This window comes from Mangrovimonas futianensis (assembly GCF_021245805.1).
GTDB lineage: Bacteria > Bacteroidota > Bacteroidia > Flavobacteriales > Flavobacteriaceae > Mangrovimonas > Mangrovimonas futianensis.
Genome location: NZ_JAJJNF010000008.1, coordinates 170008 through 191459, shown reverse-complemented (window position 1 = coordinate 191459; position 21452 = coordinate 170008). Strand labels below are relative to the sequence as shown.

Annotated in this window: 17 protein-coding genes; 10 read left to right on the top strand and 7 right to left on the bottom strand. The window is 35.7% G+C overall.

Features of this window, described 5'->3' with window-relative positions; genetic code table 11:
- Position 1: 1 nt before the first annotated feature.
- From lpdA to LOK78_RS14080, 3 genes are all read right to left on the bottom strand, one after another.
- On the bottom strand, positions 2-1402 hold the full coding sequence (gene lpdA / locus LOK78_RS14090) for a dihydrolipoyl dehydrogenase (protein ID WP_232635324.1): 1401 nt from the start codon (positions 1400-1402) through the stop codon (positions 2-4).
- A 95-nt stretch (positions 1403-1497) separates the two neighbouring features.
- Entirely contained in the window at positions 1498-2124 is a 627-nt protein-coding gene (locus tag LOK78_RS14085) for a CPBP family intramembrane glutamic endopeptidase (protein ID WP_232635323.1), read from the bottom strand.
- A gap of 3 nt (positions 2125-2127) precedes the next feature.
- Positions 2128-2586, bottom strand: coding sequence for an Lrp/AsnC family transcriptional regulator (locus LOK78_RS14080; protein WP_232635322.1), 459 nt, complete (start codon positions 2584-2586; stop codon positions 2128-2130).
- Between the two features lie 158 nt (positions 2587-2744).
- Here LOK78_RS14080 and LOK78_RS14075 point away from each other — a divergent pair, with 158 nt between their 5' ends.
- The 10 genes from LOK78_RS14075 to ribB all read left to right on the top strand — a co-directional run bounded on the left by LOK78_RS14075 (position 2745) and on the right by ribB (position 13745).
- Positions 2745-3944 (top strand): aminotransferase class I/II-fold pyridoxal phosphate-dependent enzyme, encoded by a 1200-nt coding sequence (locus LOK78_RS14075; protein ID WP_232395573.1) that lies wholly within the window; start codon positions 2745-2747, stop codon positions 3942-3944.
- Between the two features lie 119 nt (positions 3945-4063).
- Positions 4064-5551: a Na+/H+ antiporter NhaC gene (gene nhaC, locus LOK78_RS14070; protein WP_053972007.1), complete on the top strand. Its 1488-nt coding sequence runs from the start codon at positions 4064-4066 to the stop codon at positions 5549-5551.
- A gap of 212 nt (positions 5552-5763) precedes the next feature.
- On the top strand, positions 5764-6402 hold the full coding sequence (locus LOK78_RS14065; RefSeq protein WP_053972006.1) for a peroxiredoxin: 639 nt from the start codon (positions 5764-5766) through the stop codon (positions 6400-6402).
- Positions 6403-6480: 78 nt separating this feature from the next.
- Positions 6481-6789, top strand: coding sequence for a thioredoxin family protein (locus LOK78_RS14060; RefSeq protein WP_166958767.1), 309 nt, complete (start codon positions 6481-6483; stop codon positions 6787-6789).
- A 2-nt stretch (positions 6790-6791) separates the two neighbouring features.
- A complete protein-coding gene (locus tag LOK78_RS14055) occupies positions 6792-7049 on the top strand; it encodes a DUF6952 family protein (protein ID WP_053972004.1) in 258 nt (85 codons plus the stop codon).
- A gap of 178 nt (positions 7050-7227) precedes the next feature.
- Positions 7228-7596, top strand: a complete 369-nt coding sequence (locus tag LOK78_RS14050; protein ID WP_166958769.1) for a diacylglycerol kinase — start codon at positions 7228-7230, stop codon at positions 7594-7596.
- Between the two features lie 61 nt (positions 7597-7657).
- On the top strand, positions 7658-10048 hold the full coding sequence (locus LOK78_RS14045; protein ID WP_232635321.1) for a DNA translocase FtsK: 2391 nt from the start codon (positions 7658-7660) through the stop codon (positions 10046-10048).
- 16 nt (positions 10049-10064) lie between these two features.
- Complete coding sequence (gene lolA1 / locus LOK78_RS14040) at positions 10065-10703, top strand: outer membrane lipoprotein periplasmic chaperone LolA1 (RefSeq protein WP_053972001.1); 639 nt, start codon at positions 10065-10067, stop codon at positions 10701-10703.
- Positions 10704-10711: 8 nt separating this feature from the next.
- Positions 10712-12574, top strand: a complete 1863-nt coding sequence (locus tag LOK78_RS14035; protein ID WP_255673748.1) for an LptF/LptG family permease — start codon at positions 10712-10714, stop codon at positions 12572-12574.
- Positions 12575-12590: 16 nt separating this feature from the next.
- Positions 12591-13745 (top strand): 3,4-dihydroxy-2-butanone-4-phosphate synthase, encoded by a 1155-nt coding sequence (gene ribB / locus LOK78_RS14030; RefSeq protein WP_232635319.1) that lies wholly within the window; start codon positions 12591-12593, stop codon positions 13743-13745.
- Here ribB and LOK78_RS14025 read toward each other — a convergent pair.
- The 4 genes from LOK78_RS14025 to LOK78_RS14010 all read right to left on the bottom strand — a co-directional run bounded on the left by LOK78_RS14025 (position 13742) and on the right by LOK78_RS14010 (position 21258).
- A complete protein-coding gene (locus LOK78_RS14025) occupies positions 13742-14719 on the bottom strand; it encodes a hypothetical protein (RefSeq protein ID WP_232635318.1) in 978 nt (325 codons plus the stop codon). The two genes, ribB and LOK78_RS14025, sit on opposite strands and share 4 nt — an antisense overlap.
- A 135-nt stretch (positions 14720-14854) precedes the next feature.
- Positions 14855-15817 carry a hypothetical protein gene (locus LOK78_RS14020; RefSeq protein ID WP_232635317.1) on the bottom strand — a complete coding sequence of 321 codons (963 nt, stop codon included), beginning with the start codon at positions 15815-15817 and terminating at the stop codon, positions 14855-14857.
- 27 nt (positions 15818-15844) lie between these two features.
- Entirely contained in the window at positions 15845-17041 is a 1197-nt protein-coding gene (locus tag LOK78_RS14015; RefSeq protein ID WP_232635316.1) for a ScyD/ScyE family protein, read from the bottom strand.
- A 389-nt stretch (positions 17042-17430) separates the two neighbouring features.
- Positions 17431-21258 carry a two-component regulator propeller domain-containing protein gene (locus tag LOK78_RS14010; RefSeq protein WP_232635315.1) on the bottom strand — a complete coding sequence of 1276 codons (3828 nt, stop codon included), beginning with the start codon at positions 21256-21258 and terminating at the stop codon, positions 17431-17433.
- Between the last annotated feature and the right edge of the window lie 194 nt (positions 21259-21452).

The following is a 21452-nucleotide window of genomic DNA, read 5'->3' as shown; positions in this document are numbered from 1 at the left end:
TTTAAACATGTAAAGCTCTATCGTCAGTAGCTGCTAAAGCTGCTTCTTTTATCGCTTCTGTAAATGTTGGGTGTGCATGACTCATTCTTGAAACATCTTCCGCAGAAGCTCTGTATTCCATAGCGACTACCGCTTCAGCAATCATATCAGCTGCACGCGCACCAATCATGTGTACCCCAAGGATTTCATCTGTAGATTTATCCGCAAGTATTTTTACAAAACCATCCAAATCCATACTGGCTCTAGATCTACCCAAAGCTCTCATGGGAAATTGTCCCACTTTAAAGGCAATGCCTTTATCTTTTAATTGCTCCTCAGTTTGACCTACAGCAGCCACTTCTGGCCAAGTATAAACCACACCTGGAATTAAATTATAATCGATATGTGGCTTTTGTCCAGCTATAGTTTCAGCTACAAAAACACCTTCTTCTTCGGCCTTATGGGCCAACATAGCGCCTTTAACCACATCACCAATCGCATAAATATTAGATGCACTTGTTTGAAGGTGATCATTCACTTCTATTTGACCTCTATCAGTGATTTTTACTCCAGCGGCTTCAGCATTCAAACCATCAGTAAAAGGACGTCTACCAACAGACACTAAGCAATAGTCTCCTCTTAATTCAACTTCTTCACCTTTTTTATTATCTGCCTTCACAACCACTTCATCTCCTACTCTTTCAACAGATTTGACTTTGTGAGATGTATTGATGGTGAATTTTTGTTTCTTCAACACTTTATTAAGCTCCTTAGATAACCCGCTATCCATAGTTGGGATAATGCGATCCATGTACTCTACGACAGTTACTTCAGCTCCCAAACGCTTGTAAACTTGACCTAATTCCAAACCAATAACACCACCACCAATTACAATAAGATGTTTTGGAACCTCTTTAAGCTTCAATGCTTCAGTTGATGTTATAACACGCTCTTTGTCAATGCTTATGAATGGTAAACTTGAAGGTTTACTTCCTGTAGCGATAATCGTGTTTTTAGCTTCAATTTCTTCTTCCTTCTCTCCTGAAATAACGATATGGGTTGCATCTTTAAAGCTTCCAATACCTTGATAAACATCTATATTATTCTTCTTCATCAAGAAATCAATACCGCCCGTAGTTTGATCTACCACCGATTGTTTTCTAGCAACCATTTTTTCAAGATTGACTTTGATTTCGCCTGGAATATCAATTCCGTGGTCTTCAAAATGCTTGACAGCATCTTCATAGTGATGGGACGAATCTAAAAGCGCTTTACTCGGGATACATCCTACATTTAAGCAGGTACCACCAAGTGTGGAATATTTTTCTATGATAGCAGTTTTCATTCCTAGTTGGGCACATCGTATTGCGGCCACATAACCACCAGGTCCAGAACCTATTACAGCTACATCGTATGAATTCATAAGAAAGGTTTTGATTAATTTGAAATAAAACGGTAACAAAAATACAATTTTGAATTCCAAATACCGAAATATGCTTTGCTAATTTTTTATACTTATTAGGTGGGAAATCCTAACATACCTCCCATGCCAACCATAAATAGCCAACTGCCATACAAGGCATGCTCAATCGAGACCAATAAAGTGGATTTGGTTCTTTGGTAAGTCAGCGCAAAAATGACTCCACCAATAAAAGTAAGGACATGAACCATGGTATTTCTAAAGAACAAATGAGCCAAAGAAAACAGAATGGCATTCATAAAAATCAGGAGGGCTTCACTTTTGAAAAAATCAGAATACCTTTTAAAGAAAAACGTTCGATATAAAAGCTCTTGAGGATATACCGAAAAAAGGATATAAACCAAAGTAAACAAAAACCAGTATAGTGGTTTTTCCATCATAAAAGTAAATAAACGCTCTCTATCCGTCAGAAACACAAAAATGATTGTAAATACGGCAAGGACAAAAAACTTAACAAGAGTACGCTTTATAAAAACACTCCAATGAATTTCCTTTTGAATAAAAAAAGTTACTCCTTCAAGTTTGATCATCACCCACAACACATATAAAAAACCTAAAACACCCAAACTCACTTTTATTGCAACCGGATAATCCATGGCAAAGCTTACTGGAAAAATCACAAACAGAATAAAAAACTCGATGAGCCTAAAGGTTTTTTCTTTCATAATCTAAATATTTACAGCCGTAGTATGCTTCACTTCATTGATAACAAACATACTATGCGTACTTCCAATATGATGAATCGAGGTCAACTTGTTCACAATAAATTCCCTAAATTCGGCCATATCTGCCACAACTACTTTTAACAGATAATCATAATCCCCACTCACATGAAAACACGCTACCACCTCTTTAAGCGTAGTCACATTTTTTTCAAAATCAACTACAAAATCGTGTGAATGCTGAGTAAGTTTGATGTGGCAAAAGGCAACAAAAGATTTATTAATTTTTTCTTTATTAACCAAGGCCACATACTTTTCGATGACCTCATTTTTTTCTAACTTTTTAATGCGTTCATAAACTGCCGTAACCGACAGGTTTAATTTCAAGGACAATTGTTTGTTTGTTAATTTACAATCTTCCTGAAGCAATTTCAATAATTCCCTATCAATTTTGTCAAATTCCATGTTTTGAAAATTTTTCTAATAAATCATTTGGTAGCTATGTACTTTAAATAAAATATCTGCAATACGCATTAAATTTAGTGTTATTTTCTAAATAATACCATATATATTGATTTTTAGTCTTTATTTTATGAATTTTGACTAATTAAAAACTATACACAATGGCATTTAAACCTGCAAACAACATACAAGATTTACAATATTTTGGAGAATTTGGCGGTGTAAACCCGTCTATCTCAGACTCCTCAACCTATACCTTTCTATCGGCCAAAACCATGTTTGATACCTTTGAAGGTAATGCTGATGGATGCTACCTATATTCCAGACACTCGTCACCTTCCAACCTATATTTAGGCGAAGCTTTATCTGCTATGGAGGGAACAGAAACTGCCAATGTTACGGCATCTGGTATGGGAGCTATTACCCCTGTAATCCTACAACTTTGTGGAGCTGGAGATCACGTTGTTTCCAGTAGAACTATTTACGGTGGAACTTATGCATTCTTGAAAAACTTCACACCAAAATTACAAATAGAGACCACTTTTGTAGACATCACTAAATTGGATGTGGTTGAAGCTGCCATCAAACCCAACACAAAAATCCTTTACTGCGAAAGCGTGAGCAACCCTTTACTTGAAGTTGCTGATATTAAAGGTCTTTCTGAATTGGCTAAAAAGCACGGATTAAAATTGGTTGTCGATAATACCTTCTCCCCACTTAGTATTTCACCTGCCAAGTTAGGAGCAGATATTGTTGTTCACAGTTTAACCAAATTCATTAATGGCGCTTCTGATACTGTGGGTGGTGTCGTTTGCGGGACCCAAGAGTTTATTGATAACTTAAGAAACGTTAATGATGGGGCATGCATGCTATTAGGTTCTACTATGGACAGCCTTAGAGCCGCTTCCATTTTAAAGAACCTAAGAACCCTTCATATCAGAATGCAACAACACAGCAAAAATGCTTTGTATCTGGCTCAAAAGTTTGAAGCAGATGGTCTAAAAACCGTTTATCCCGGGTTAAAGTCGCACCCGTCACATGAATTATTTAAATCCATGATGAACGAAACTTATGGTTTTGGAGGCATGATGACTGTCGACGTGGGATCCTTGGAAAAAGCAAATGAATTAATGGAATTAATGCAAACCAAAAATTTAGGGTATTTAGCCGTTAGTTTAGGATTCTACAAAACTCTATTCTCTGCCCCTGGGACATCAACTTCTTCTGAAATTCCAGAAGAAGAGCAAAAAGATATGGGATTGAGCGATGGTTTGATACGATTTTCAATAGGATTGGATGCCGATATCGAAAGAACTTATACGTTAATGAAGTCTTGCATGACCGATCTAAACATTTTATAAAACCAAACTAACTACAGCCAACTTAGAACACCCGATTTAAAATCGGGTGTTTTTTTTTGAATTTGCATAGCTTTTTTGAAAATCGTAACATTACAACTGAAAAATTCTAACATAACTAAATGGAAAGCCAAAACATCAAACCTAGACATCCAGAAGACGAACATATAGTTGAAAATAAGGAACTCAATATATGGGAAGCCTTAATTCCAGTATTTGCCTTGGTGGCCATGTTGTTTTACAATGTCTTTTTTGTTTTTGGTGATGATGCCCTTAGCGGAAGCAATCAGTTTATTCTTTTATTAGGAGCAGCAGTTGCCGCCATAGTAGGTTTTTTCAATAAAGTATCCTATGAGCAAATGCTCGAAGAAGTTGCCGAAAACATAAAATCGACATCAGGTGCTATACTCATTTTGTTAATGGTAGGAGCTTTAGCTGGAACCTGGCTTATTAGCGGCATTATTCCTTCCATGATTTATTATGGACTGCAAATATTAAATCCAACCATATTTTTGGCTGCCAGTGTTATTATTTGTGCCATTATATCCATAGCCACGGGAAGTAGTTGGACCACTTCTGCGACAGTTGGTATAGCCTTAATTGGTATTGGAAATACATTGGGTATCTCTGCAGGGATGACCGCTGGAGCCGTTTTATCTGGCGCTTATTTTGGAGATAAAATGTCTCCCTTAAGTGATACTACCAATTTAGCTCCTGCTATGGCCGGAGCAGGGTTGTTTGAGCACATAAAATATATGGCCCTGACCACGGTTCCAACAATTACCATCACTCTAATTGTTTTTATCATTATTGGTTTGAATTTGGACACTCACGGTACCGCCAATGTAACAGATAAACTGACTGCAATTGATGGGGCATTCAATATTTCTCCTTGGTTGTTTGTTGTCCCAGTTTTAGTCATATTTATGATTATCAAAAAAACACCCCCTCTAATCGCTCTACTGGTAGGAACTTTATTAGGTGGTATTACCGCTTTAATTGCACAACCTCAAATTGTAACCCATTTAGCGGGAGCAGAAAGCCTTACTTTTGAATCAGCATACAAAGGTGTTATGAATGCCATTACCGTTGGAGGATCTGTAGAAACTTCAAGTGCCGAATTAAATGATCTATTCAGCTCTAGCGGTATGGAAGGCATGCTGGGAACCATTTGGTTAATTATTTGTGCCATGGTTTTTGGAGGCGTCATGGATGCTATTGGAGCTTTAGCTAGAATCAGTAAAGCATTACTCAGCTTGGCTTCATCAACTTTCGGGTTGTTTGCCAGTACTGTGGCAAGCTGTTTAGCTTTGAATGCGACGGCTTCAGATCAATACTTAGCATTGGTCGTTCCTGGTAAAATGTTTAAAAAAGCCTATGATGACAAAGGTCTGGCCCCTGAAAACTTGAGTAGAACTTTGGAAGACTCTGGAACGGTAACCTCTGTCTTAGTTCCATGGAATACTTGCGGCGCCTACCAAAGTAGTGTACTAGGTGTAGATGTAGCTCATTATGCCTACTATGCCATTTTTAACTGGCTAAGCCCTATAATGACCTTGATATTTGCTGGTTTCCAAATTAAAATTAAACAAGCCACAGGCAAACTATAATAAATAATCAAGACTTTCACATATTAATTACAAATCACATAGTTATTAATGATGAAAATTAAACTATTAGCAATTTAAACACCTCTTTATTATTGCGATATCTGAAACCTATTTTGTAATAAGAATATATAATAAATTGTTATAGTGATTTCCCTCAATGATTGAGTATTTTTGCACTAGAAATTAATTGTAAAATCTTAAACATTATACATATGTCATTTGTAGGAAAAAAATTCCCAAATTTAAACGTTGACGCCATGAATGAAATGGGCGATACTTTCAAAGTCAATGTTCTTGAAGAAGCTATCAACAACAACAAAAAAGTAGTTTTGTTTTGGTATCCAAAGGACTTTACATTTGTTTGTCCAACAGAATTACACGCATTCCAAGCAGCTATAGGAGAATTTGAAAAGAGAAACACTATTGTAATTGGTGCTTCTTGTGACACTCCTGAAGTTCACTTTGCATGGTTAAACACTGCTAAAGATAATGGTGGTATCGAAGGTGTTACTTACCCAATCTTAGCAGATTCTAACAGAAACCTTGCTTCTACTTTAGGTATTTTGGATATCACTAACGAAACTTACAACGAAGAAACTGGAGTTGTAACAGTTGAAGGTGACAATGTAACTTATAGAGCTACTTACATCATTGATGAAGAAGGAGTTGTTCAACACGAGAGCATCAACAACATGCCACTAGGTAGAAATGTTGGTGAATACTTAAGATTAGTAGATGCTTTAACTCACGTTCAAGAAAAAGGTGAGGTTTGTCCAGCAAACTGGGAAGAAGGTAAAGATGCTATGAACGCCAACAGAGATGGTGTTGCTTCTTATTTAGCTTCACACTAATTAAACTTCATTTAATTTTAATAAATTGTTCCCCAAGTTCCTATATAAGGAACTTGGGGAGTTAAATCCCCTTAAATTATGGTACAGGAATTAGATCAAGATAATTTACAGGAAATCATTTCACAAAATGACACTGTAGTTGTACAGTATTCTGCCACTTGGTGTGGAAACTGTAGAATTATGAAGCCTAAGTTTAAAAAATTGGCTACAGAAAATGAAACCATGGCATTTGTAATTGCAGATGCAGAAAAATTTCCTGAGTCAAGAAAATTGGCTACTGTAGATAATTTACCTACGTTTGCTACGTTCAAAAATGGTACGTTTGTAGAACAAACGCAAACAAATAAATTTGAAGTATTGAAAGAATTGGTTGATCAAGTGAAATAATTATGAAATTACCTGTTATTAAACATTTAACCCAATTCATTGAAGAAAACGACGAAGATTACGTTGTTGAAACCATTGAAACACTTGAAGCTTTAACCGAGGTCCCATCACTAAAGGACGAGGAGCTTGATGTTATTGGAGAATTAATTTCCAATATGTATGGAGCAGTAGAGGTTAACAAAATGATCAAGAGTGGAACGCCTAAAAAAGAAGCTTTAAATGCGTTTATGAAACGTGTTATGGGTTCCATAGACAATTGATATATCCCTAGTTACTAATTAATAGTAATGCTTGAAGGCTCCTTGGATTATTCTTTGGAGCCTTTTTTATGAAATATTACACCAAAGCATTTACCCTTCCTTTTATTTATTGCTACTTTTAACTTCCTAAAACTATTTCATTAGGTATCGAAACCTTCAGAAGTACATTTTTATAAGAATGGATAAAAAGGAATCTCTTTTAATAAATAGATTAAAAAGTATTAAGTACGCTTTTAAGGGCGCTTGGATTCTGGTAACAACAGAATCCAGTATCCAAATTCAAGTGTTTATTGGCATTATCATGACCATCTTAGGTTTTGTATTTGACTTATCTGCAACAGAATGGATGATACAAACATTAACCATAGGCATCATCATTTCCATAGAAGGAATAAATACCGCCATAGAAGAAATCGCCAATTTTGTACATCCACAAATTCACCCTAAAATTGGACTCATAAAAGATTTAGCAGCAGGGGCTGTTTTTATTTTTGCTATTACAGCTATAATTGTTGGTTGTTTTATATATTTCCCTAAGATTTTTTAAATTTCTTAACTTTAGGAATAACCCGAGTAATTTGTATTTTTGCCCATATAAGCACCCATGAATGGCTAAGAAGAAAACCAAGTCTAAAACAACCACGAAACCAAAATTTAAAGCGCCTAGTTTCAAGTTATCTAGTCAGCAAAAATTGGTGTTTGGTAGCTTTTTAATCATTTTGGGCATTTTGCTTTTTGTTGCTTTTATATCCTATTTCTTTACCGGGAATGCTGATCAAAGTACGCTATCTGAATTTGCTTCTAGAGAGGTAAAAACAAAAAACTGGGCCAGTAAAACAGGGGCTTGGTTAAGTGAGTTTTTCATCAGAAAAGGATTTGGGGTTTCATCATTTATTTTCGCTGGTCTTATTTTTCTCTCCGGGGTTTATGTCGTTTTGGACTCCAATAAAGCCAAACTGAAAAAATATTGGTTCTGGGGCACCTATTTAGTGATATGGTTCTCTATTGCTCTCGGTTTTTTTACCAGTCATATAGATATTTTGGGTGGAACTATAGGATATGAAGTGAATACCTTTATACAGGACTATTTAGGAAAAGTTGGCACAATCCTCCTATTGGTTTTTGGCTTTATTATTTATTTAGCCATTAGGTTTAGGGTTACTGCCGAAACCATTGGAAACCTATTTACTTCTGCAAAAAAAGAAATAAAAGACGAATTCCCAGTTTCTGAAAATAATACAGACACCCCGATTATTGATAATGATTTAACTGCTGAAGCTGAAGATATTAAATCTGCTTTTGACTTATCTGTAGAAACAAGCAGGGAAGAAAAACAAACGGAAGACATTCCGGAGCCAGTTCTTAAGCAAGTTGAGCCCATCAAAGAAGAACCACAGTCTCATGAAAATGAAGTGACTATTGAAGTTGAGGAACATGAAGAGGAAGAAGCCGAGACGGACAATTTGGCAAATAAATTAGTTGAAGATTTTGGGCAATTTGACCCTACCCTTGAATTAAGCAAATATCAATTCCCTTCTCTGGATCTATTGAAGAAATATGAATCTGAAGGAATTACCATCAATCAAGAGGAATTAGAGGAAAACAAGAATCGTATCGTTGAGACTCTAAACAATTACAAAATTGGCATTTCAAGTATTAAGGCTACAATTGGACCAACTGTAACGCTTTATGAAATTGTTCCCGAAGCGGGAGTGCGAATTTCCAAAATCAAAAACTTGGAAGATGACATTGCCTTGTCTCTTTCAGCCTTAGGAATTCGAATTATTGCCCCAATACCTGGAAAAGGAACTATAGGTATTGAGGTTCCCAATAAAAACTCAACCATCGTTTCTATGCGATCGGTTATTGCATCCCAAAAATTCCAAAAATCGGAAATGCAACTTCCTATTGCTCTTGGGAAAACAATTAGCAACGAAACCTTCGTTGTGGATTTAGCAAAAATGCCACACATGTTAATGGCTGGTGCGACAGGTCAAGGAAAATCGGTAGGTTTAAATGCTGTTTTGACCTCTCTATTGTATAAAAAACATCCCGCAGAGGTCAAATTTGTTTTGGTTGACCCTAAAAAGGTAGAATTAACGCTTTTTAATAAAATTGAACGTCATTATCTAGCGAAACTACCTGACTCTGAAGATGCCATCATAACAGACAACACCAAGGTAATCAACACATTGAATTCCCTTTGTATTGAAATGGATAACCGTTATGAGTTACTAAAAAATGCCCTTTGTAGAAATATTGCTGAATACAACGCCAAATTTAAAGCCAGAAAACTAAACCCGAATGATGGTCATAGGTTCTTACCCTACATTGTTTTAGTGGTTGACGAATTTGCAGATTTAATTATGACAGCTGGCAAGGAGGTAGAAACCCCTATAGCCCGTTTGGCACAGTTAGCTAGAGCCATTGGTATTCACTTAATTATCGCTACTCAAAGACCTTCTGTAAATGTGATTACAGGTATCATTAAAGCCAATTTCCCTGCCAGAATAGCATTCAGGGTGACTTCAAAAATAGATTCCAGAACCATTTTAGATGGCTCGGGAGCAGACCAACTTATTGGTCGTGGAGATATGTTATATACCCAGGGTAATGATATGATTAGACTGCAATGTGCCTTTGTGGATACTCCGGAAGTGGAGCAAATCACAGAATTTATTGGGTCACAAAAAGCCTACCCTGATGCCTACCTTCTGCCAGAATATGTAGGGGAAGAAAGTGGCACAAGTATTGATATAGATTTGGGCGACCGCGACGACCTATTCCGTGAGGCTGCAGAAATCATTGTAACCGCCCAACAAGGATCAGCCTCCTTGTTACAACGTAAACTGAAATTGGGGTACAATCGCGCTGGTAGAATCATCGATCAGCTAGAAGCTGCAGGTATCGTTGGTGGATTTGAAGGAAGTAAAGCGAGACAAGTTTTAGTTCCTGATTTAATTGCTTTAGAGCAGTTTTTAAACGAAGAAAATAGTTAAAGAGAAACAATACAACATGAAACATTTAACCCTCATTTTAGCCCTTTTAATTGGTACTCTTGGATTTGCACAAGACAGTAAAGCCAAAGCGCTTCTTGATGAAGTATCCAAAAAGGCTAAAAGCTATGAGAACATCAGTTTGGATTTTAAATATGCCCTGGAAAACCTTTCAGAAAACATCAACCAAGAAACGCGAGGTGATGTAGTTTTACAAGGAAACAAATACCGATTAAACATCTTAGGAGCCACTAGAATTTATGATGGTAAGACTTTATACAGCATCAGCCCTGATGATGAAGAAGTTACCATTTCAAAGCAAGATGCCAATGACGAAAACAGCATCACTCCAAATAAAATGTTGACCTTTTATGAGGATGGCTATACCTATAAAATGGATATCGATCAAACCGTAAAGGGAAGAAAGATTCAATATGTAAAATTGACTCCAATTGATTCTAAATCTGAAATAAAATATGTGTTATTGGGAATTGATGCCCAAACCAAACACATTTACAATTTGATGGAAATTGGAAAGAATGGAACAAAAACCACCCTTACCGTTAATTCTTTCAAAACAAATCAACCCATTTCAAAAAGCTTATTTACTTTTGACGAGAGTAAATACAAAGATTACTACATCAACAGATTGGATTAGTTGACCCTTTGAAAATTCTTGACAGGTACATATTAACCACCTATTTAAAAACTTTTATCAGTGTGTTCGTTATACTCATGCTGATTTTTGTTCTACAAACCATTTGGCTATATATCAAGGAGCTGGCTGGTAAAGATTTGGATATTGTGGTTGTTGGAAAATTCTTAATTTATTTCTCACCACGATTGGTAACATTGGTATTACCATTAACCATTCTTTTGTCTTCAATCATGGTATTTGGAAGCTTTGCAGAGAATTATGAGTTTGCCGCCATGAAATCTACGGGTATATCCTTACAAAGAGCCATGGCTGGATTAAGTGCCTTTATTGTTCTTTTGGCTTTTTTAACCTTCATTTTTGCAAATACAGTCATTCCGTGGGGAGAGTATAATTCCTTAAACCTAAGGAAAAACATCGCCAAACTCAAACCGGCAATGGTTATTGCTGAAGGGCAATTTAACGATGTCATAGACTACAATATTAAGGTGGATAAAAAATCTGGCGATCGTGGTCAATTTTTAGATGGTGTCCTTATTCATAAAAAAAACAACAAAAATAGTAGAGGTAATCATACTACCATAGTGGCTAAAAATGGTGAATTAGTTGGAAGTGAAGAATCCAATGTTTTGAAATTAATTCTTCATGAAGGGTATTTTTATGATGATTCCCCGCCTAAAGATTACAAAGATCGCCAAAAAAGGCCCATGACTAAGAGTTCGTTTGAAACTTATACCATCAACATTGACCTTTCCGGCTTCAACAATCAGGATATGGATGAAAAAGAAGTATCCAATAAATACAGCATGTTGAGCATGAAGGATCTTAGTTATACCATTGATTCCTTAAAAACAGATATTGCTAAAGTTTATAGCGAATTTTCTGAGAACTTATATTCTCGAACCAATATACCTGTTATGAATTCGGGAATTAAGGCCAAAAAGGACACCATTTACACGGGAGACATATTGGATTTATTTGATACCCGTAAAAAAGTCCAATTGATAGATTTAGCTACAAATTCCATCAAAAGTACTAAGCAAATAGTCAAAGTAAAAAAGGAGGGCTTTAAGCAGAAAAAAATATGGATGTACAAACACGTCTTAGCTTACCATGATAAGGTCGCTTTGGGATTTGCTTGTGTTATTCTATTTTTTGTCGGGGCGCCGTTAGGAGCTCTAATTAGAAAAGGAGGATTGGGTTTACCTATGGTAGTTGCCATTCTATTATTTTTAACCTACCATTTTATAGGGATTTTTGCTAAGGAAAGTTCTGAAGGGGGGGCCATGAATCCTGCTTTGGCTCCTTGGGTGTCAACATTGATCATGTTTCCTTTAAGTATCTATCTTACCAGAAGAGCCACACAAGATAGAGGATTGTTTGAATTTGACCACCTAATTGAACCCATTAAAAAACTGCTTAAAATTAAGCCAAAAGAAGAAAAGGCAAGAAAGGAACTTCCTAATGAAGTGGCTGAAATCATGGCAAATAGAGAGCTTGCTCCAGAAAAAATAGATTCAAAAAATGTCATTCAGGTAACTAAATTACAAGAGGATTTTACTGTTTTTTCCAAGTTCAGTTTTATTTTTTATATCGCGGCTGCCATTTTGATTCCACTCTTCTTTATTCTGAAAAACAATAAATTTCCTGAGCTTGCTTTAGTAAGCTTGCAACTAGGGATAATCGCCTTGTTTATATGTCTTGTATACTATGTCGTATCGACCATAGTCAGTTTTAAGCTTTATAAACATGTGCCCAAATCTAGCTTTTCAAAAAATCCTATCAGTTTAATTTTAGGATACCTATTTTATCCTTTAAGTCACTTTCTTAGAAAGAATAAAATAAATCAAGACATTTCAGTTAGTTTAAAATAAGCCATATCTTTGCATCATGACAGAAGAATTGACCCTAGAACGTCCTATGATACAGTTAAATACCATCCAAGAAGCCATTGAAGATATTAGAAATGGCAAGGTAATTATTGTTGTTGATGATGCCGACCGAGAGAATGAAGGTGATTTTTTGGCAGCTGCTGAAATGGTAACCCCAGAAATGATCAATTTCATGGCTACTCATGGACGTGGATTAATCTGCGCCCCATTGACTGAAAAACGTTGTAAGGAACTGGAACTTCATATGATGGTCAATAATAATACCGACCCTATGGAAACGGCCTTTACCGTATCGGTAGATTTAAGAGGTAAAGGAGTAACCACCGGTATTTCTGCAAGTGATAGAGCTAAAACCGTAAAAGCTCTTATCGATCATGACACGAGACCATTTGAATTGGCCAGACCTGGACACATATTCCCATTGGTAGCTAAAGAAGGTGGTGTTTTAAGACGAACTGGCCATACCGAAGCCGCTATTGATTTTGCAAGATTGGCAGGTTTGAAACCTGGTGGTGTTATTGTTGAAATCATGAACGAAGATGGGACTATGGCTCGCTTACCACAATTGATGGAAGTGGCCAAAAAGTTTGATCTTAAAATTGTTTCTATTGAAGATTTGGTGGCTTATAGAATGCAACATGACTCTTTGATTGAAAAGAAAGAAGATTTTGATATTGTAACACGTTTTGGCTCTTTTAGGTTGCGAGCATATCAACAAACAACCAATAGCCAAGTACATATAGCACTTACTAAAGGAAGTTGGAAAGCTGATGAACCAGTCCTTACAAGAGTTAATTCAACTTTAGTAAACAATGACATTTTGGGAACCTTAACTAACAATGCTGATAAAAAATTGGACGACATGTTCAAGTTAGTCAGCGAAGTCGGAAAAGGTGCCATTATCTTTATAAATCAACAGAACCAATCTACTAATTTACTTAATAGGCTCTCTGAGTTAAAAGTTGCTCAAAATGCTAAGGACGTTATCAAGGCTCCTGGAATTAAAATGGATAATAAAGACTTTGGTATAGGTGCTCAAATTCTTCATGATCTAAACATCCACAAACTTCGTTTGGTCTCCAACAGTGAGCAGACCAAACGAGTGGGAATGATAGGATACGGTTTAGAAATTGTTGATTTTGTTAATTACTAATTATCAAATACCACAAACTCTTTTAAGAGCCCTTTTTGCTTTGATTTCGGCACCTCTGAAATAAAGGCATATTTACCCGGCTTTAAATCAACATAGAAGTAACCCTTACTCCCTGCTGGCATATCGTTGACACCTCCTAAGAAAGTACATCCTTCAGGAACTGGCGTGATTAATCCCTTGGGATCGGACCAATCCATCCACGCTTCAAGGGCTTCTATACTTGCTCCTTTATCTAGTCGAACAAGATTGATATCATGCCAAATGTAATTTTCATGAGGTTTTTGATCCTTTACAAAAACAGAAAAAATTTGTTTTCCCTTTTTTATTGGAGTTGGAAAGCTAATCCCTTCCTCACCAGAAAGGGTTATTTCTACGGTTGGTTCTGGTGGCGAATTACCACTATCTTCATCTGTGACTATAATCCCCTTTGCCATTCCCATTAATGTGTGAAATTTACCATTGGGCATTTTCACATAACACTCCATAATGTAATATCCTGGGTCCAATTTTACGGTTGTTATGGCTGTATGTTTTGGCGCTATGAGTCCAGTTCCACCAGAAAAAACAATGTCACCATACCATGCGGGCAGCTTACCAAAAGCGGCAAATCCTTCTTCTGGTTTCCCTTCATTAATTAAATCCATCCCTTCCCCAAAAACTGGTGCAATCTCTGTAATGGCATTTTCCTCAGTTTTTCCCTCCGGGTATTTATCCAAAAGGAAAAAATGGGTTTCGTTGGACTGATTTTGATATTTAAACGTATTCCATCCCGAGGGAATGGTATCAGCACAGATAAACTCCATACTTTTAGTGATGACATTTATTACGTTTTCTGGTTCTGGCACCGTTTCCTCTACGACCAAAACTTCAGTTTCTGTAACTGGGTTCTTTTTTTCGTTTTTACAATTAAAAAGAAATAAGATTCCCACCAAGGAAATCACGATTTTTGAATAGTTAGTTTTCAAACAAGTCATATGTAATTGGTTTTAAGATATTTAAGTTAATAAATTTTTATCAAAGCAAATCAATTAGGATTCATTTATTAATGAGTGCGCTATGAAATATAATGTCTTCTCAAGAAGATTCTTTCCAATTTTTGTCCATCCGTTTCAATACACTTTAAAAACTTTATACATGTTTCTCTCTACTGCCTTGGGAATCTCAGAAATCAGCACATAATTTCCCTTTTCCAATTTGGCCTTGAAATAACCTGTTTCACCGGCTTCTAAATCTTCAACACCTCCAAGGAAAGTTAGCCCTTTTGGAACAGGAGTTTTAAAAGCTTTGATATTAGAAGCATCAATCCAAGTACCCAGCGAATCCAGCAGTTTCATATCATCTAATTTTACGAGATTAATATCGTGCCCCAATAGCGTTTCATATAGTTTTTGATCCTCAAACCTTACTGCCATTTGGTACTCTCCCGCTTTTATGGAATCCATAAAAGTGATTCCTTTTTTACTTGAAAGGTGAATATCAAAATCTGATTGAGGTTCTTTATTTTCATTTGCTGTCTCAGATACTACAATTTCCTTTAACATTCCATAAAATGCATGTGGCATCCCGTTTGGCATTCTAACATAGCACTCCATCACATAGGTGCCTGGTTTCAAATAAACTGTAGTTTCGGCTGAACTTCTTGGTGCTATTAAACCAACGCCCCCACCCAATTTGACATCCTGCCACCAAGATGGAATTTTTTCAAATTCCTTCATTGCCTCCTCTATTTTGTTTTCGTTTAAATAGGTGAAAGCAGCCTTAAATGGAGGCACCAATTCATTTTTATAATTTTCAATGGTTATTCCCTCGGGCATTTTCTCGAAAATAAAGAAATGCGTTTCTCCAGATTTGTTATTGTATTTAAAAGTGGTCCACCCAGACTGGAGTTGCGTTGGAATCTCAAAGTCCATAATATTGGTAGTCACCTCAACGATATTTCTTTTGTTTTCAATTGAAACAACACTTGCAAGTTTCTGTTTGCTCTCCTTACTTTCATTTTTGCAACTTATCAAACTCACGAAAAGAATCGCAACATATAGATTGACGTATTTAAAATTTAAAACTGAACTCATGATATTTTTTAAGGCTTAAATGGTTATTTAATAGATTTTTCTCACAGTTGGATTATTACCAGTGGTAAACGAGGTGCTGTTGTTTTCAAGAAGCCACAAATGACCTTTATTATCAAAAGTTATGGCACTAGGGTATTCTAAACCTGAAGCTACTACCCTATCCAAATTACCATCTAAATCATATGCCTTTATAGATCCTCCAACAGTTAAATTGGGAATGTATAAGGATAACCAACTGGTTTGGTCAAACTCAACCACATAAAGAAGATTGTCTGGACCTATCTCGATGTCGATTATAGAGGTTAGACCACTAATTATAGCCTCACAATCTTCTGAATCTTCAGAACATACTACATGGTTGGCTCCTGGTTGTATTTTCCAAATTCTGGAACGACCAATGGGTAAACCATCTGTATCGGCTAGCGCGCCCGTTAATTCCCCAACAAATACAGAACCATCATTTGCTACAGCTACTGAAGTTGGCACTGGTTGCACATAGCAAGGAATGTCGCCCTCTGCTCCCGTCTGCCAACGAATTAAATAGTCACCATTTTCATCCAATGGAGGGGTCAAAATGGCTTTCCAATCAATTTCACCTGTTGATTTGGCCGATAAAACTGTATTTCCTGCGGCATCGGCGATAAGAAACTCATTTCCCGAAACAGCCGCCACCTTATAGGGATTATTTTGAGGACCCGCACTGTACCCGTCTATGGCTTCACATAATTGATCCTTCCATTGTGTTCCATAATTGGCATCTGGATCGTTCTCGTATTCAAACGCAGCAAGATCTGCCACCATGGTTCCACCAGAAGGTGTCACCTTATATAGTTCTCCATTTTGGGCCAGGTCTGACCCCCCTGTTGAAACATAGATATTCCCGCTTCCAATAGAAGCTATTCCCTGTATATCTGTGGCAGCATCAAGAGTAGTCATCGTTTGTACACTCCCATTTTTTATTAAGTCGACACGTTTGGACGCCCCATTATTGACTCCAACAAGAATGCCTCCATCCGGCGTGCTTGCAATATCAAACACAGATCCCTCAAATTCATATACCATTTGGTCATTAGTTTGCTTAAAGCTTTTGTTAGACATATTGTTATCATCTGACTGAATAAACTCTGAGGGTTCTTCACAACTTACTGCTAGCATGAGTAAAATTATGAGCATACCAATTAATGAATGACCTTTTTTGTTTCGTGTGAAAAATTGTGTTTTCATAAGTTATAGATTTTGATTAATAGCTTTTAATAGTATATATATTTAACCTCCTAATTTCCTTTGCAAATAGTCAAGAGATTTTAATTACAGAGGTAGTACATCTCTAAACTTGCATTCAGGATTTCGTAATTTTTATTGATTTAATAGCTTTTTTATTTTGCATGATATTAATAGTGTATTCACCAGTTTTTAAATGGTCGATATGAATAAAGATGTTCTTATCATCTTTTATTAATTTGTCTTTTTTAAACATGCTATTAAATAATTTCTCAGTAGGGAATTTTGAGAATATGGGTTGTCTACTTGTGTAAAGCTAGAATGATAAAAAAAGAAGAGGTATCACTCCTGTAACAAAGTATACCACTTATGTAACAAGCACTAAAAACTCTTTATTTGTCGATGTTTTGAAGGTATTCTTTTGGTGTAGAATGGTATACCTCCTTAAAGCATTTAATAAAATAGGAAGGTGTATTAAAACCTGTTTTATAGGCTATTTCTGAAACAGTATCATCTGATTTTTCTAATAATGATACAGCCATTTTTAAACGTTCGTTGCGAATAAATTCTGATGTAGAAAGCCCAAAAAGGGCCTTTAATTTTCTATGTAATTGCATACGGCTCATGCGCATTTCTTGACTCAAGGTTTCCACTGTAAAATCAGATTGGGTCAAATTTTCTTTAATCACCTCTTTAAGATTCGTAAAAAATTGCTCCTCTGTATTGGACACTTCCATTTCATAAAAATTCAACACATTGTTCTTTCCATAATATTCATGAAGCTTCTTGCGTGTCTCTAGAAGTTTTTCAACTCTTATTTTGAGCTTTTCACTATTGAATGGTTTAGTTAAATAGGCATCAGCGCCTGTTCGTAAGCCTTCTATTTCGTTATGATCCCCTGATTTGGCCGTCAGTAGAACGATAGGTATGTGACTGGTCTTAATGTCTTCCTTCAGGGTATTGCAAAGTTTGATGCCATCTATTTTTGGCATCATGACATCGCTTATAACGATATCAGGTACATGCTTTATCGCCTTATCTATCCCTTCTTCCCCATTGGAAGCCTCTATTATTTTATATTGATCCTTCAAAATGGATTTAACAAAAGTCCTTATATCGTCATCGTCTTCAACTATGAGTAATAAGGGTTTGACTGTTTTACCGTTCAATGAAGCCTTGGAATCCTTTCTAATTTCTGAGTTTTCATCAAGATCTGGAATGTTTAATGTAGGTTGTATTTCTGAATGATTATAATAACTTTTCTCAATTGGAAGACTAACCACAAACTGAATATCATCGTCATTCATGGAATGAGCGACGATAGTTCCATGTGACAAAACCGTAAGCTCTTTAACTAAGGACAAACCTATACCCACTCCCTCACTATGTGTATTGTTTTGATAATACCGCTGAAAAAGCTTGGGTAGTTCTTCATCCTTTAAACTATTGCCATTGTTGACAACTGTTACAGTTAAAAATCCATCATTTAAAGTAGCATCAAATTTAATATAACCTCCATCGGGTGTGTATTTTACAGCATTACCCAATAAATTAGATACTATTTTTTCAATAACATCCCTATCAAACCATGCTTCATTCACATCGTCTATTTGATACGTAAATTCCAGTTCTTTATCTTTCGCTTTAAACTCAAACCCAGTGACTATTTGCTTTAATAAAACAGATAAATTTCCTTGTACAACATTCAATTTTAAATTACCCGTTTCTAACTTTGATAAATCTAGTAATTGATTAACCAAATTCAGTAAGCGCTTAGAGCTTCTCTTAATTAGATTTAATTCTTGTTTATCAGTTTCTGAAATATTGGGTTTACACAATTGGTTATCTACTGGTCCTGATATGAGTGTTAATGGGGTACGAAACTCATGAGAAATGTTATTGTATAACTTGGTTTTATATTCATCTAGTTTTTTTAATCTATCTGTCTCTCGGGTTTCCAACTCCAATTTCATTTTCATCTGCCACCTCCAATTTAAATACTTGTAAACGGCATAAATGATAAGTAACCCCAGCAAAACATAAATAAATTTTGCCAAACTACTAAGATACCATGGGTTTAATATCGTAAAGGAATAAGTAGCAGGTATTGTGTTCCACAAACCATCATAATTACTGGAAATCACTTCAAACCTATAGTCATTTGGTGGCAAATTGACGTATCGGGCCAAATTATTATTGCCAGACTCCATCCATTCCTCATCATGATTAATCAATCGGTATTTAAAATTATTCCCTTTAGGTTTAGAAAAGTTTAAACTCTCAAATCTAATTGAAATGGTATTACTATCACTGGAAAAAGTATGGTTCTTTGAAAAATCAATTTCATTGTTAACAACTGTTATATCAGATATTATGGTTTTTGGAACGTTTGGGTTTTTGGTAATATTTTCTGGTTTAAACCAATTGACTCCTGCCAAACCTCCAAAATACATGACTCCTTGTTTGTCTTTATAATAAGCATTCGTATTGAATTCCAACGATTGTAAGCCATCATTAGTATTAAAGTTTTCAATTAAAAAATCATTACTTCCCTGATATCTAAACTTTACCATGCCCCTATTGGTACTCATCCAAAGATTATTGGACTCATCAAATAAAACACCATAAATACAATTATCTGGAAAACCTTGATCAACCGAAAACACCTCCTTCTCTCTAGATTGAATATTATACCTAATTAGGCCATTTCCATTGGTACCAACCCACAAAATATTTTCATTAGTTGGGTCAAAAGCAATGCTTTTTATTTTTTTTGATTCTTTAAGGATTTGTTCCGCTTCTCCAGACTTTATATCGACTTTAAAAACTCCATCTGTATAGGTTGAAATCCATAGGGTTTTGTTGGAATCTTCAATAATACACGACACAGAATTAATTGAATTTAAAGTGGAGTCATCATTTGTATAATGGTATTTTTCAATGATACCATACTTCCTATCAAATTTAATCAAGCCATAATCACATGCCAGCCACATTTGTCCGTTTGAATCCCTAAAAATCTTGTTGATGTAATTAATATCCAAAGGCGTCTTTGAGGATGCATTGAAAACTTCATAACCTCCTTGATCATTAATAATGGTTAGACCTCCTTTTTTTCCCAATACAGTTCCATGTCCCACCCATAAATCACCATTTTCATAATACATGGCGTTTATGGCTGATGTGAGCAATGGTGAGTTTCTATCTGTTAGGGTTTTGAATTCATCTCTAACTTTGTTGTAAATTGTTAAACCATTAGTGGTACCAAAAAACACATTCTGCTCATTATCTGTTGCAATAGAAAGTACAACCTCAACATTCACGTCCTCTGGCACTTGACTAGCTGTTAACACATTAAACTTAGAAAGGTATTCATCATAATATGCCAAACCCGAAACATTGGTTCCTAACCAAATAACACCATTGGAATCTTCATATAAAGTAAAAATCTCATTATCACTTAAAGCATATAAATTGCCTTTTTGAAACTTAAGTTTTTCAATTGTATTGGTACGAAGATCAAGGAGTAAAATACCTTGCTTAAGAGTACATATCCATAATCTTTGATATTTGTCTTCGTGAAGTGAAAGAATATAAAGATTTTCTGGAAGTTTGGGATTGATTGTATTTGCAGATTGAAAATCAAAATCAGATTTTGATTTGTAATACAGACCATCTCCCAAAGTTCCCAACCATACGACACCATCTTGAGATTTTTCTAATACATGATTTCTAGATGAGTTCTTATTATGGATAATCTCATATGTATTTGATTTTAAACTGTACCTATAAATATCATTGAACGTCGTCAAATATAAATGTTCCCCTTCTTCCAGAAAATGATGTACAAATAGATCCTTTTGGGGAGGGTTAAATAGGACCGTTGTATCCTTATTCTTAGCACCAATAGTTATTACCTGACCATTATACATGCTGAAATACATATTGGAATAAGAATCTTGAAAAATATTGACAACGGAATCATTAGGAAAAACTCTAAAAAAGGAATCTGTTTCCTTTTGATATTTCTCTAATTTACAGCCAGAAGATATAATCCATAAATTGTCCTGCCTGTCAACAAAAGTCCTTCCTAAAACCTTTCCTCTGCCCTTGGCCGTTGCATCAAACTGTTTATTGTAATGCTTAAAATTGTTGCCATCATACCTATCCAGTCCACTGCGAGTAGCAATCCAAAGATACCCCGTACTATCTTGTGCCATACTAATCACACTATTTTGTGACAAGCCATCTTCATTATTTAAATATCTGAATGTAACTTGCCTGAGATTGGTCAAATCAGGTTTTATTTCCTGAGCTTGTAATACACACAAACCAGAAAACACCCAACATATATAAACCGATATAAAGATGTAACTTCTAATAATTCAGCATTTTAGTAAAAATACTAAACTAA

What these genes read in the sequence shown, in the direction of transcription:
- lpdA (WP_232635324.1), bottom strand. Translation starts at nt 1,402, where the DNA reads ATGAATTCATACGATGTAGCTGTAATAGGTTCTGGACCTGGTGGTTAT.
- LOK78_RS14085 (WP_232635323.1), bottom strand. Translation starts at nt 2,124, where the DNA reads ATGAAAGAAAAAACCTTTAGGCTCATCGAGTTTTTTATTCTGTTTGTG.
- LOK78_RS14080 (WP_232635322.1), bottom strand. Translation starts at nt 2,586, where the DNA reads ATGGAATTTGACAAAATTGATAGGGAATTATTGAAATTGCTTCAGGAA.
- LOK78_RS14075 (WP_232395573.1), top strand. Translation starts at nt 2,745, where the DNA reads ATGGCATTTAAACCTGCAAACAACATACAAGATTTACAATATTTTGGA.
- nhaC (WP_053972007.1), top strand. Translation starts at nt 4,064, where the DNA reads ATGGAAAGCCAAAACATCAAACCTAGACATCCAGAAGACGAACATATA.
- LOK78_RS14065 (WP_053972006.1), top strand. Translation starts at nt 5,764, where the DNA reads ATGTCATTTGTAGGAAAAAAATTCCCAAATTTAAACGTTGACGCCATG.
- LOK78_RS14060 (WP_166958767.1), top strand. Translation starts at nt 6,481, where the DNA reads ATGGTACAGGAATTAGATCAAGATAATTTACAGGAAATCATTTCACAA.
- LOK78_RS14055 (WP_053972004.1), top strand. Translation starts at nt 6,792, where the DNA reads ATGAAATTACCTGTTATTAAACATTTAACCCAATTCATTGAAGAAAAC.
- LOK78_RS14050 (WP_166958769.1), top strand. Translation starts at nt 7,228, where the DNA reads ATGGATAAAAAGGAATCTCTTTTAATAAATAGATTAAAAAGTATTAAG.
- LOK78_RS14045 (WP_232635321.1), top strand. Translation starts at nt 7,658, where the DNA reads ATGGCTAAGAAGAAAACCAAGTCTAAAACAACCACGAAACCAAAATTT.
- lolA1 (WP_053972001.1), top strand. Translation starts at nt 10,065, where the DNA reads ATGAAACATTTAACCCTCATTTTAGCCCTTTTAATTGGTACTCTTGGA.
- ribB (WP_232635319.1), top strand. Translation starts at nt 12,591, where the DNA reads ATGACAGAAGAATTGACCCTAGAACGTCCTATGATACAGTTAAATACC.
- LOK78_RS14025 (WP_232635318.1), bottom strand. Translation starts at nt 14,719, where the DNA reads ATGACTTGTTTGAAAACTAACTATTCAAAAATCGTGATTTCCTTGGTG.
- LOK78_RS14020 (WP_232635317.1), bottom strand. Translation starts at nt 15,817, where the DNA reads ATGAGTTCAGTTTTAAATTTTAAATACGTCAATCTATATGTTGCGATT.
- LOK78_RS14015 (WP_232635316.1), bottom strand. Translation starts at nt 17,041, where the DNA reads ATGAAAACACAATTTTTCACACGAAACAAAAAAGGTCATTCATTAATT.
- LOK78_RS14010 (WP_232635315.1), bottom strand. Translation starts at nt 21,258, where the DNA reads ATGGCACAAGATAGTACGGGGTATCTTTGGATTGCTACTCGCAGTGGA.